Raw genomic sequence first — 11,497 nt, forward strand, 5'->3', positions numbered from 1 at the left:
AGCTATTCTTCAAAATTCAGAATATCTTTAACAGGCAAACGGTGAGCTTTTAAAACAGGCTCTTTCGCTATAGCTATCTTAGTAAGAAATACTTCCGCATCGTTATTCCCGGTACCTGCAATTTTATTGAAAGCTTCCCTTAAATATTGAAGCTCTTTAATATTTTTATCATCAAGACCCTCACCATTTCCATGCAAAATACGGGAAAAAAGATAGAGGGGAGAAATCAGAGGATGAATAGCCAGGTTGAGGTTAGTAGCCTCAAGCCAGAATCTTTCCATCGAACGGCCTCCCTCAAAGAAATTTTTCAGTTCATATCCCGGGATGCTGATCATGCATAGTGCTGAAGCTGTTGATACCGTGCGCATTGCGAGCATGCCAAGTGCATTGCCCCCTCCAAACTGTTTAACCGCGTCAATTACTTTTTCACTTTTGATAACGCCCATCGCTGCCATCAATGAATTTCCGAGCTCCAGTGTCCGGATATCAATGCCGGTTAGTGTTTTTTCTGCGTCCTCTGGTGTCCAGCGCATTTCACGATGAACAAAGTCGTAATGACCCTCAGGATGAAGCAAGCGCATACGGTCGCAGGCTCCGATAATCCTGGCCATACTCCTCATATCATTTTCTTCTTTAAAGAACCTGATATTTGCACCAGGTACAGATTCGGCCAATGTAGCCAGCCGACTATAAATATGGTCTGGTATCTCAGCCTTTGGAGCTATAATCCTGTTGGTATGGCGCCTGAATATCGCCTGATCAAGTGGTTTCAAAAGATCACTTAGCGGGTTAGGAATTAGCTTCCTGAATCTTATTATGGCGACTAATTTTTCTGAAGATTGGTCAGGAAAGAATGAATAATAGGGTTCAATTCCGAGGCTTAAGGCATGAACGTACAGGTTTTCATAAGCCGCTCCAAAGGTAATGAAGGAGGCGGTTTTCTGAAAATCCCCAAAAGAGTGAGACCTGAATTCATCGTGGAATAGAAACAATATGCCTTTTTTATAATACCATTTCCAGGGCTGGTCGTTTCCTGTTGAAGGGGCAGCTGCCGCTGCCGCTACCATACTGCTGATACTTTCTTTATCGGGGGAAATATCATCAGGCATTAATGCTGGAAGTACTCTGGATGCAATCGCTTCCAGTTCTTCAACCGTTAATGGCTTGAAAGGGTTCAGCCTTGTTATCTTTTTATCATCTGAAAGTTTTTCTTTATCGGCAATGAGTTCTTCCAGATCGATGTAATAACGTCCAGAGTCATGATACTGATCCAGCAGAATACGCCGGCTGACATCTGCCCCTACTGCGCCTCCAAGGGCAACAGAACTTGCAAGCTGAGGCCAGGTATTGATTGTTTGTTCAACCTCTATCATTGATGCTTTAGCCCTTAGTGAGATGTTTTCAACTCCCAGCATTTGCAGCATCACCGGTATTTTATCTTCAGTACTTAAATTTTTAATGTTTTGTGGATCAACATTTTCAATGGTTCCATGCAGTAAAGGCCGGTTTGGTTCAAGGTCAAAGCGTTCTACATCAAGCATGCCGCGGTCGCTGGTATCCATAATAACGGGAATTCGAAGTTCCCTTGCCTTAAAACGAGCGAGTATTTTTATGTCCAGGCCATCACATTCATCAACTAAAAGGTCTAATTTCCCATTATCGCTGAAGAAACTATCCATGTTTTCTTCGTTCAATCCGTTAAAGAAGCAGATGACTTTAAGGAAGGGGTCCATTTCTGCGATTTCCCTTGCGGTAATTACCACCTTTGGTATTCCAAGATTATGAACACCCGATCGGATCCGGTTCAGGTTACTTAACTCAAGTGTGTCGAAATCAGTAAGACGGAGTTCCCCAAAACCACGTTCCATGGCCAAGGTTAAAGCGATGGATTGCCCTACAGACAAGCCAATGATACCAATACGCTTCGTATTTAGTATTTCCTGCTCTTTTTCTGTTATTTTATACTGATTCCTGTTGCTGCGAACCTTAATAAATTCTTCCTCGTCCAGCATATGAACCAAACGCCTGCTCCACGGATAATAAACCCAAACTCCATAGGAATGTATGTCCCGGCCTCCTAAATGTTTTTGGATCAGTTCAGGGTATTCTTCTGGTTTAATGCGTACTGCCGGATTTTTCATTTTTACCAGTTCCTGCAACTGGCCATAAATTTCATCATGAAAAAAGGAAACCTGATTCTCAATCAACTGATCAAGCGCTAATTTTTCGGAAGGGTCTGTTATTCTGAGAAATATGGGTTTGTAAACAAGCTGCATCTGTCCGGATGCTTTTATCAGCTCAGAAAGCCTGGTATTCATATTTAGATAGATTTGTAATATTGTTTAATGTACCAAAATACCAGTTATTGGCAAATATTATTATCAGATTTATAGCAAATTGATGTTTTTCTCATCAATGCTCTTGGTGGAGGTTAGTTTCTTAGCATTTGAAATAGTTGCCTCTAAATCCCATTTATCCATATTTGGAATTTCGATGTCGTAATGAATTTCAATTTTCTTATTTCTGAGCTCTTCAATGCGTACACATTTTAAGTTTTCGCGCAATGAGATAATTGCTTCCTTATTTTCATCATCAGCTGCACTTAGTTTCTCTAAATCCCTCAAAATCAAAACAGTTGCAACAAGATCCAGTTTTGGGTAATAAAAAGTGCCATTGTTTCCTATTCCATATTCAATTTCATAACCTACACTCTGAGCCATCTTTACAGTATATGGAGCACATAAACCAAACAGTGAATCAAGACCAATTTGCCTGGACATGGCTACCCCGACTCTTGTAAGAAAAATACTGCCGATACCGTATCCGGCAATTTCCCGCGAGTTCCAAAGACCGCAACCCTCTCCGGTACCTTTTTGTGCATACTGCCATACCAAATCATAAATGGAAGGATCGAGCGATCCGGTAGCCTGCTCAATTGGAAGTGGCTCAGATCCCCCTGCAACATGAATCCTGGCACCTCCATAGACATTTTGCCTATCCAATGATTCAACAATCATGACGAATGCTGCGGGATTGTCCATCCACTCATTATTGGATGAGGTTACTTTTTCAACACCAATGTTCGTTAAAACCCGCTTATGGCCCTCCGCAAACAACTCACATGATCTGCGATCGTCAATTGCTCTGAAGGCTCTTAATCTGACTACCGGATTGCCATTGTTAAATTCTATTTCCATTTTAATTGGTATATTCAGCATTATCCTTCAGAATAATACTTATATAATTTTTTGATAATTTATTTAAATAAATGTTACGAATTATAATTTAATTGATAAATGGCAAGCATTTTATTATTTATACCTATTTTTGCTAAAATTTTAATGTTGTAACAAATGTCTGATAAAAAGATCGATATATTATATGTTGATGACGAAGAAAATAACCTTGTATCTTTTAAGGCGACTTTCCGGCTTAAATATAATGTATTGATTGCTTCGAGTGCAGATGCTGCAATTAAAATTTTAGAGACCAAACCAGTTGAAATTATCATCACTGATCAGCGTATGCCGAATATGACAGGTATAGAATTCCTTGAAAAGATCATTGAAAAATACCCTGATCCTGTTCGAATCCTCCTTACCGGTTATGCGGATATGAATGCTGTAATTGATGCGGTAAATAAAGGCAAAATTTTCCATTACCTGAGTAAGCCATGGAGCGAGCAGGAACTAAATGAAACTATAAAGAAAGCTTTTGAAGTTTATCAGTCAAATAAAGAGATTAAGGAAATGAATAGTAAATTAGCCGTTTCCAATGACCAGCTTGAATTTTTACTTCGCCAGAAACTGCTTTCCTAAAAAAGTACTGAGCTCTTAATTCCCTTTTTCATTTCCAATTGATTCTTTCTTCAATGTGTGATTGTATACAGTTGAAAGTATAAATTATGTTTTCATCAAAACCATAATATCTCTCCGGCTCCTCAAACGGTAGAAAATTCCATTTCCGTTTTCACCGATATTTTCCCCTTTTTTACCGAGTTCTAAGCCTTGCCTGCCTAATTCCTGTATGCCTGCCTTGATATCCGCTATACATTTGAAGAAAAAAAGAAAATATTATGAAAACACTAGTACACACACTGATTGCATTATTTATCCTTTTTCTGAATTCTGAATCGTACTCGAATGTCAAATACCCGACTGATCATTCAATAAAACGAAACAATTCCTATGTTCCGGTATCACCCCGTAATTGGTCGGCAATCGAGCATGAAGTCCCTGAGAATCTAAAATTTGTAAAGGCGAAATCAGCTTTAGTACCGGTAGCAGCTTTTGTATGGGGAAATCCTGATGCAGAAGCTCCTGCAGAATTAGCAAAAGGCTACAGAATGCATTATGTTCCTGTTCTGGCTAAGGTTTGGGATGAACCTGCATTAGTGGAAGTTCCTGAAAATTTGGGACTTATTAAAGCAAAGTTTGCTCTTGTACCGGTACCGGCAAGGGTATGGAACAGGATAGACATTTCTGATGATGAATTAATTGATTTGAAATAAAAACTGCTGCAAAATATTTTACACGGGTTGTAGCATTTACCTAAAGACAGGCGTCTTAAATCTTAAAGTCGTCAAAGTATATTAAAAAAAAATGAAAACGGTATTATTTGAAATTCCAACCATGACCCGGGTGCATAAACAACAGGCAGTTTCTGAATCCATCAAAAAACTTGGGATCATTAACATCATAACTGAAAGAGGAAGGGCCGAAGTTACCTGCCCCGACACTCTGCAAAAAGTTGAGATTATCAGGGCTATTGAAGAGGCAGGACATGTGGTAAGATATTAAAGAGTTAATAAGCTTAGTATTTCAATTTTGGTTAAACTTCTCCTGTTTAAGGAGCACTTGTTTGTCTGTAAGGATCAGGATCATAATGATCAGCCCCAGAATTATTGCGATAATAATTTGAAGCCTTGAGATAAAGCCGGAACTCGACTGACTTTTGACTGATTCTGCCAACAATTCTTTACCTATTTCCGATTGGACCTTTGTCAGTTCGATCAAATCTTTATCCAGTTCATCATACAGTTGGACAGTAGTATTCAGATATAGGGTTTTTGCAAGCTCCTTATCCACAGAAGCAGCATTGATGAGAAGTAACTCATCCCTTTCAAAAGTTTTAAGATTTTTTTTCAGATTTTGAAGGTGATTAGTTTCTGCCTTTACCAGATAAGTCCTCTCATACTTACTGATCAGCGAATCCAATTGTTTATTCGAATTACTTAGAACAAGACTAATTTCCTCCCGGCTGATCTTGCCGGTGAACAGAAAAATTAACAGTTTATTACGTTTGCTATGTATATGATCTGAAATAGCGTAAAGATCAACAGCCGGAATAAGCCTGTCTTCATAAATTGAATTAAACGATTTAGAGATTGCAGTCACATTGTATGACTCCATCAAACTAAATAAGATGACAAAGAGCATCGTGATAGCAAGCACGATAGCCAGCCGGATCTTGCGTTGTATGGCGAAAGCCCATTTCATAGTTTAGAGTATAAATGAATTCAAAATCAGACTTAAATAATTAATTAACGACCACCTGCATTAGCCAGAATTTTCCCGTTCAGGCGGATGTATTCAGCATTATTCATTGCTTTGGCAGCCTCAATTCCGGCTCTGGCAGTTTGTGCAGCACCGGCCTTATCCCCCATTTTTAACTGAATACGAGCTTTCTGGTATTTGAACCAGGGTGCTTTCTGATCTGATGCTTCTGCCATACTAATCCACTCCAAGGCCTTGTCCAGATCTTTGCCATTTTCAAAATAATAGACAGCAGCCGGGTAATAAGGTTTTTTATCTCCTTTCATGGCTTCATCAATTCCGGCCATTACCTTAGAATCAACATCTGTAGTCATATTTACAGAAACCCTGATTTTGTCCCATAATAAATCAAGCCTTGCTGTTGAACTCATCACATCGCTAAAAGCGATTGTAAAAGTTTCTGCTTTTTCCTTCAATTTTGCTGTTTTTACCCGGAAACGTAGTACATCTTCTGATTGTTTGTAACTATAGGAACCCCATTGCTTGGTTTCCTTATTCAAAATTATAGTCCACTCATCTTTACCGGGGATGGTAAACAATGCGTATTCTCCCGGAGCAACCGCATTTCCTTCAAGGCTTACGGCATCCGTAAATGTTATTACTGTTGCATCATTTGCCCCTGTACGCCATACTTCACCATAAGGTGCAAGGTCAGCAGAAATATTTCTTCCCTTGATATTTGGGCGGGAATATTTTACGCTTACTTTGCCCATTCCGAATTCCTGGATAATGGTTTGGGAACTACTGGCCTGAGGCATGCGGAGCTGAGCATCAGCATTCAGCGTGATTAAACTGCAAAGTACTGCAGTAAACAGGAATGATATTTTCTTCATGATTTTATGCTTAGATTAATTTGTCAAATTACCGAAGATATTGGAATATTGAGAGTTAATTGTGTAAAATATGTAAAAACATAAATATGACATTATTCTACATCTGTTGGATGAGTCGAATGATTTGCTATTTCTCATTCAGTATTAATGAACTTTACTTAATCAGTTCATTAAACGCATATTCAGTCAGCATTTCATGATTCCCTTCAAAAATAGTCAGGCCTAAATTGCCGGATTGTTTATTCAGAAATACTTTTCTGCCGGCAATACTACCAAAATCACCCAGGGCCTTTCTGTATTCCAGTAAGCTTAATTTCTCATAATCAGTTACATAGTTTGATGTATCACTTATTAACTTGTCTTTTAGTATTTTATTGTAAAAATTGATCGAATGAGTGATGGGTACGCTACCCTGAATTCCATCGTAAATACCGGTATAGATTTGAAATTCTGTGGTATTCAATTTTTCAACAGGGGTTTTCCAGTAGATGGGAGATTTCTTAATCGCAATATCCATGTTGAGACTGTCTTTAGAGCTCGTACAATCCAGTATGTTTTCTGCATATTTTGTCCCCATGATTTTACTTTGAGTATACCAGGCAGGCAGATCTGAAATCGGAACCCAGGCAGAAAAACGTCTGATTAAATGTTTTGATTTCATGAAAGTTGCCAAAGTAGCATAACCGCCTCCACTTGAACCGATTACATATATTCTGGACAGATCTACATTGGAATTTTTGATTGCATAGTCGATTGCATCATCAATATCGGCCAGAGCCAGGTCACTGCAGCAGGCGTCTTTAGTCCAGTTTACCCCTCTAAAATCGGGATGAATATAGTTCAGATCTTTGGTTTTGGAGAGTGCGGCAAGTTCATCTTTCTGTTCATAATTGCCGCTCCAGCTATGCAGACTCACTACTAATGGTTTAGCCGAAGAAGATTTAGATTTAAAGAAATAGGCTTTCTGTAATGAATTATCCAGTGAGGATTTTATATCAACAACCTTAAAATCTGTATCCCAATTACTTTGGCGGGTATCATCAAAAGGGGTGAAGGTATCGGTGAACGGCTTTTTCAGGGTATTCCATATCGTTTCGTTCTGGCTGATGAAGATGCCAGCTGCAAGGCCAAGGATTAAGATCAGGATGTATGAAGCAGGTTTTTTCATTTGGAATTTATTAGCGAATCTTGAACTAAAGGATATGTTACATGGAAATAAATTTAAACCTTTTTTGGACATACCCGAGGCTGGCAAATATAAGTCAGACTTTTATAAGGGATTTTAATTAGCGTGAGTTTGATATATAAGTATCTAAATATCAATGTCTAACCACATAGATTGACTTATATTAGGCTTTAAAGAAAACATAGATAGAAGCGAAGCTTCAAGAGATCTGTGCCTAAAATGAAGCTTGGCTGCTATAAAATTGCTATGTTCCCCTGCCTGCCGGTAGAAAGGTATGCGGTTTTTAATATTCTGGCAAATTCACGTTAATTACGAAATTTAATCAATACTGCCTTCAAACCCGCATTATCTGTTTATTCGGCATGACCGACGGAAATATGTCTAACTGTTGGTTTAATATAATTGCAAAAGCGACATCAACTTGTTATTCAGGTCAACGATTTCAGATTTATTTAATTTACCTAAAAGTCCTTTGGCCAAAGTTTTATCAAGAGTTGCAATTTTGCTTGTTCTGATAAGAGACTGTCTTTTCAGTCCGTTTCTTTTGTTAGGTATTAGAAGAATGTCTGTCTGCTCTTCCCATTGAATTTGTGTTGTAATAAAGCAAACAGTAATATCAAGGTTCGTAACTGCCAGAATAACTGCTGGTCTAAGCTTGCTTCCTTTTAAATCGGTAAATGGGAATGTAACAAGTACTAAATCACCCTTTACCATTGTAAACTTCCTTTAAATCCGATTCAGAATATAAATCTTCTTCTTCATTTAAAAAATCAAACGTCTGACTTTCCATTGCCAGATGTTGAATTTCTTCAGTAAGCTTTTGTTCTTCATGACGTTTTATAACAAAGTCAGCAAAGTCAGAAATCTCTTCTGCTTTGTCATCTGGAAGCTGATTGATAGCTTTTACAGTCCGATCAATTATTAATTGCTTTGTCATGCCATAAAGATTATATACAAAGATAATAATTTGTATTTAAAGCTTGCTAGTTAGCATTTTGTGATTCACTAATCCTACTTTAATTTAAAGTGCAGAGGCCAATCAGCCTAATAGAAGTCGAATTCCACAGAACAAATATCAGCAGGTTTCAAACCCACATTTTCTGTTTATTCGGCATGACCGGCGGAATCATGTTGAACAGCACAAACATGTCGAGAAGCTGAAAGGATTTTAAAATAATTTTTCTTTATCTTTCAAATCGTTTCATTATTAAAGCTTTTACGAATGCGTATTGTTTGTTTCATAATGCTGTTAATAGCTCAGACTACCAATCTGTTTGCTTATCAGGATACTTCCCTGAATAAATCCATTTCAGAACAGAATATCAGATTTATTAACTATCCTGATTTTCCTGAAGCTCATTCCACATGGGGTTCAATTGGGTATAATCCTGCCAATAATAATGTCTATGTAGGTGTAACGAATCATGCTGATAAAGTGGGCTTTTATGAATATGACCCCGCCCGGAACCAAATCCAGTCACATGGCTTCCTTAGCGATCTGGGACACCTTAGGCCTTTTCAATGGCAGGGAAAAATGCACTCCAAAATTGTGGCCGGTCCCGGGGGTGAAATATATTTTTCCACTGATGGGGGCGAGTCGAGACAAGAGTATCTGATGAACCATCCGCATGGCTATGCCGGAGGCTTTTTTATGAAGTGGAACCCTGAAACTAAACAACTTACCAATTTAGGAATGGGGATGCAATATGAAAGCATCAAGGATGTAGAAGTGGACCTTCAATCGGGTCTTGTCTATGGCATAAGCTACCCGCAGGCACATTTTCTAGTGTACGATCCTCAAAAAAACCTGTTGCACGATGCAGGCCGGCTGGGCAGTGCCCATGTGCCCCGCGTGCTGTTTACCGATTGGTGGGGCAACTGTTATTATGTAGACTGGAGACAACGCCTGGTAAAATATGAGAAATCTACCGGCAAGCTGGTTTTTGCAAAGCAAAGTTTACCAGCCTTTCCGGGTACTCCTGGAGGAAAAATAGTAACGGGAATTACTGCTTATGCAAAAGATCCCGACAATAAAGCCATTTACCTGGTTACCTATGGTGCTAAACTTGTTAAGTTTTATCCGCAGGAAACGGGGATCGGCAAATGGGAAGATTTAGGTGGTGTGTATGAAATGGCCAAAGGGGAAGAGTGGAAGCCGTATGTACCTAATTTAAATATAGGTCTGAATGGTAAACTCTATTATGTAATTGGCGGTCATGGCAATTATGTGCGGAAAGACAAAACGGTACTGATTGAATTCGATCCTGAACAACGCAAGGCGAACATTCTTTTAGAATTTCCTATCGGTCGCTTAACAGAAGTAACAGGTTCCGATATCCGCGACAAGGATGGCAACATGTATTTTGCCGGCCGCAAAAGACCCGACAGAAGCGAAAACGGCAGTGTACCCTTTTTAATAAAATTTAACCCTGAAAAGGAGGTCAAATAATATGTACAATCGAATTATTTATTCCCTGATTGCATTATTCTTCGTTCCTGTTATTGGGAATGCACAGTATACATTCTTTAATCCCAAAGGCAGTTTTGCTGTAGAAGCCTCACTTGAAAACACAGATGAACTGCGCATGCCGATGTATCAGAACGCAATGAGCTCTCTTACTGTTTCCGGTGATTTTGTTTTAGGTGGTACAAGCGCAGAAAAAGGATTTTCACCGCTGCTGTTCAGCAGTTCTCTTTCGCAGCGTAAACTCGCTGCGATCAAACAACTTGAGGACGTTGTAAAGGGACAGTTAAGCATCGGAACCGGTTTTACCGCTGCAAAATCCGGAAGCGTTTTTTATGCCGGTACCATGCCTCAGCCAGGAACCGGGTTGGGCGGGCATATCATTGAACTGCAGGTAAACCCTCAGGGCCAGATTGCTCTGAAAGACCTTGGAGAACCTGTGGCCGGCGAGGGGATTTTTGCAATGACATTCAATCCGGATAAAAACGAATTCTACGGAATTGTACATCCTTCCGGCAAATTCTTCAGGTTTAACCTGAAAACAGGTAAAACCCAGGTTTATGTTCAAACGGTTCCATCTGAAAAGGATCTTGACACCTATCATTCCTTTGCATTGGAACCTGAGGATTACCTGGGACGTGCATTGGTTATCGACCAGCAGGGCCGCATCTATGGAAGCAGGGCTATCAATAAATTGTTTTGTTTCGATCCGGCCACCCAATCGTTTTCAGTTCTGAAAGATGAACTGCCCTTTGTATGGGGACGGGAAGCAATGGGGCGCATCGACTCCTGGGTTAAAATGCCTGGGGGTGCTATTTATGGCAGCAATGCTGCCGACGGGCAATTGTTTCGGCTTGATCCGCTTAAACAAACAATTGTAAACCTGGGAAAGCCCATTATGATGCCCCGGATTATGGCTATGACCCCGGGAAAAAATGGAATGTTGTACGGTGTGGCCGGAGCTTCTCCCGGGTATGCGCACCTTTTTAGTTATCATCCGCAAAAGGGCTTCCGTGATCTCGGTAATCCAGAATTCAAAATGATTACTCCCGGACTGGAACAGGGGATTAACTGGCGCGGATTCCAGATTGCTTCGATGGCAACTTCACAGAATGGCAACTATATCATTATGGGTGAGAATGAAGCGCTGAGTCAGCTCATGGTTTTTCCTGCTGAAGATTTACCATAGTTTGTGCATAAACGGTATCGGGTATGAAACGTAGAATATTTCGGAGCTGCGAACTTGTCAACCGAGACTAAGTTTGCTAAGAAATCGAAACTTTCGGAAACCATTGTCCGCCCTACGTTTTATATCCATTGTGTGTGCCTTGAATGGTAAATATAGTTCTTTTAGAAAAGAATCCCCAGAGGGTGCAAGTCCCTTATGCACTGGAGTAACGTCCGGAAGCATTAGCAAGTCGCAAGGTGGTTTGGGGTGACCCAAGCACTGAAGTAAGCG

The 11,497-nt window shown here is 39.8% G+C and carries 13 protein-coding genes; 5 read left to right on the forward strand and 8 right to left on the reverse strand.

Going from position 1 to position 11,497, the window contains the following annotated elements; genetic code table 11:
* Positions 1–2: 2 nt before the first annotated feature.
* A complete protein-coding gene (locus Q8S11_RS02650) occupies positions 3–2,318 on the reverse strand; it encodes an Rv1355c family protein (RefSeq protein ID WP_305660533.1) in 2,316 nt (771 codons plus the stop codon).
* Positions 2,319–2,387: 69 nt separating this feature from the next.
* The gene (locus Q8S11_RS02655; RefSeq protein WP_305660534.1) at positions 2,388–3,197 is read right to left on the reverse strand and encodes a hypothetical protein; all 810 of its coding nucleotides are present in this window, start codon (positions 3,195–3,197) and stop codon (positions 2,388–2,390) included.
* Positions 3,198–3,353: 156 nt separating this feature from the next.
* On the opposite strand from Q8S11_RS02655, the gene Q8S11_RS02660 reads away from it, so the two are divergent.
* From Q8S11_RS02660 to Q8S11_RS02670, 3 genes are all read left to right on the forward strand, one after another.
* Entirely contained in the window at positions 3,354–3,818 is a 465-nt protein-coding gene (locus Q8S11_RS02660; RefSeq protein WP_305660535.1) for a response regulator, read from the forward strand.
* Positions 3,819–4,075: 257 nt separating this feature from the next.
* Positions 4,076–4,510 (forward strand): hypothetical protein, encoded by a 435-nt coding sequence (locus Q8S11_RS02665; RefSeq protein ID WP_305660536.1) that lies wholly within the window; start codon positions 4,076–4,078, stop codon positions 4,508–4,510.
* A gap of 91 nt (positions 4,511–4,601) precedes the next feature.
* Positions 4,602–4,799 carry a hypothetical protein gene (locus Q8S11_RS02670; RefSeq protein ID WP_305660537.1) on the forward strand — a complete coding sequence of 66 codons (198 nt, stop codon included), beginning with the start codon at positions 4,602–4,604 and terminating at the stop codon, positions 4,797–4,799.
* A gap of 21 nt (positions 4,800–4,820) precedes the next feature.
* Here Q8S11_RS02670 and Q8S11_RS02675 read toward each other — a convergent pair whose 3' ends face one another.
* The 5 genes from Q8S11_RS02675 to Q8S11_RS02695 form a co-directional block, all read right to left on the reverse strand.
* On the reverse strand, positions 4,821–5,498 hold the full coding sequence (locus Q8S11_RS02675) for an MCP four helix bundle domain-containing protein (RefSeq protein ID WP_305660538.1): 678 nt from the start codon (positions 5,496–5,498) through the stop codon (positions 4,821–4,823).
* A gap of 44 nt (positions 5,499–5,542) precedes the next feature.
* On the reverse strand, positions 5,543–6,388 hold the full coding sequence (locus Q8S11_RS02680; RefSeq protein ID WP_305660539.1) for a DUF2911 domain-containing protein: 846 nt from the start codon (positions 6,386–6,388) through the stop codon (positions 5,543–5,545).
* A 154-nt stretch (positions 6,389–6,542) separates the two neighbouring features.
* Positions 6,543–7,556: a S9 family peptidase gene (locus tag Q8S11_RS02685; protein ID WP_305660540.1), complete on the reverse strand. Its 1,014-nt coding sequence runs from the start codon at positions 7,554–7,556 to the stop codon at positions 6,543–6,545.
* A 411-nt stretch (positions 7,557–7,967) separates the two neighbouring features.
* On the reverse strand, positions 7,968–8,288 hold the full coding sequence (locus tag Q8S11_RS02690; RefSeq protein ID WP_305660541.1) for a type II toxin-antitoxin system PemK/MazF family toxin: 321 nt from the start codon (positions 8,286–8,288) through the stop codon (positions 7,968–7,970).
* Complete coding sequence (locus tag Q8S11_RS02695) at positions 8,275–8,511, reverse strand: hypothetical protein (RefSeq protein WP_305660542.1); 237 nt, start codon at positions 8,509–8,511, stop codon at positions 8,275–8,277. Before Q8S11_RS02695 ends, Q8S11_RS02690 begins: the two co-directional genes overlap by 14 nt.
* A gap of 306 nt (positions 8,512–8,817) precedes the next feature.
* Here Q8S11_RS02695 and Q8S11_RS02700 point away from each other — a divergent pair, with 306 nt between their 5' ends.
* Both Q8S11_RS02700 and Q8S11_RS02705 read left to right on the forward strand, forming a co-directional pair.
* A complete protein-coding gene (locus Q8S11_RS02700; protein ID WP_305660543.1) occupies positions 8,818–10,023 on the forward strand; it encodes a hypothetical protein in 1,206 nt (401 codons plus the stop codon).
* Position 10,024: 1 nt separating this feature from the next.
* The gene (locus Q8S11_RS02705; RefSeq protein WP_305660544.1) at positions 10,025–11,227 is read left to right on the forward strand and encodes a hypothetical protein; all 1,203 of its coding nucleotides are present in this window, start codon (positions 10,025–10,027) and stop codon (positions 11,225–11,227) included.
* A 57-nt stretch (positions 11,228–11,284) separates the two neighbouring features.
* Here Q8S11_RS02705 and Q8S11_RS02710 read toward each other — a convergent pair.
* Positions 11,285–11,497, reverse strand: a 213-nt coding sequence (locus tag Q8S11_RS02710; protein WP_305660545.1) for a hypothetical protein, incomplete at its 5' end; no start/stop codon positions are given.

The organism is Daejeonella sp., assembly GCF_030695525.1.
GTDB lineage: Bacteria > Bacteroidota > Bacteroidia > Sphingobacteriales > Sphingobacteriaceae > Daejeonella.

Excerpts from the sequence above, each read along its gene's own strand:
- Q8S11_RS02650 (WP_305660533.1), bottom strand. The coding sequence starts at position 2,318 with ATGAATACCAGGCTTTCTGAGCTGATAAAAGCATCCGGACAGATGCAG.
- Q8S11_RS02685 (WP_305660540.1), bottom strand. The coding sequence starts at position 7,556 with ATGAAAAAACCTGCTTCATACATCCTGATCTTAATCCTTGGCCTTGCA.
- Q8S11_RS02655 (WP_305660534.1), bottom strand. The coding sequence starts at position 3,197 with ATGGAAATAGAATTTAACAATGGCAATCCGGTAGTCAGATTAAGAGCC.
- Q8S11_RS02705 (WP_305660544.1), top strand. The coding sequence starts at position 10,025 with ATGTACAATCGAATTATTTATTCCCTGATTGCATTATTCTTCGTTCCT.
- Q8S11_RS02660 (WP_305660535.1), top strand. The coding sequence starts at position 3,354 with ATGTCTGATAAAAAGATCGATATATTATATGTTGATGACGAAGAAAAT.
- Q8S11_RS02700 (WP_305660543.1), top strand. The coding sequence starts at position 8,818 with ATGCTGTTAATAGCTCAGACTACCAATCTGTTTGCTTATCAGGATACT.
- Q8S11_RS02680 (WP_305660539.1), bottom strand. The coding sequence starts at position 6,388 with ATGAAGAAAATATCATTCCTGTTTACTGCAGTACTTTGCAGTTTAATC.
- Q8S11_RS02675 (WP_305660538.1), bottom strand. The coding sequence starts at position 5,498 with ATGAAATGGGCTTTCGCCATACAACGCAAGATCCGGCTGGCTATCGTG.
- Q8S11_RS02695 (WP_305660542.1), bottom strand. The coding sequence starts at position 8,511 with ATGACAAAGCAATTAATAATTGATCGGACTGTAAAAGCTATCAATCAG.
- Q8S11_RS02670 (WP_305660537.1), top strand. The coding sequence starts at position 4,602 with ATGAAAACGGTATTATTTGAAATTCCAACCATGACCCGGGTGCATAAA.
- Q8S11_RS02665 (WP_305660536.1), top strand. The coding sequence starts at position 4,076 with ATGAAAACACTAGTACACACACTGATTGCATTATTTATCCTTTTTCTG.
- Q8S11_RS02690 (WP_305660541.1), bottom strand. The coding sequence starts at position 8,288 with ATGGTAAAGGGTGATTTAGTACTTGTTACATTCCCATTTACCGATTTA.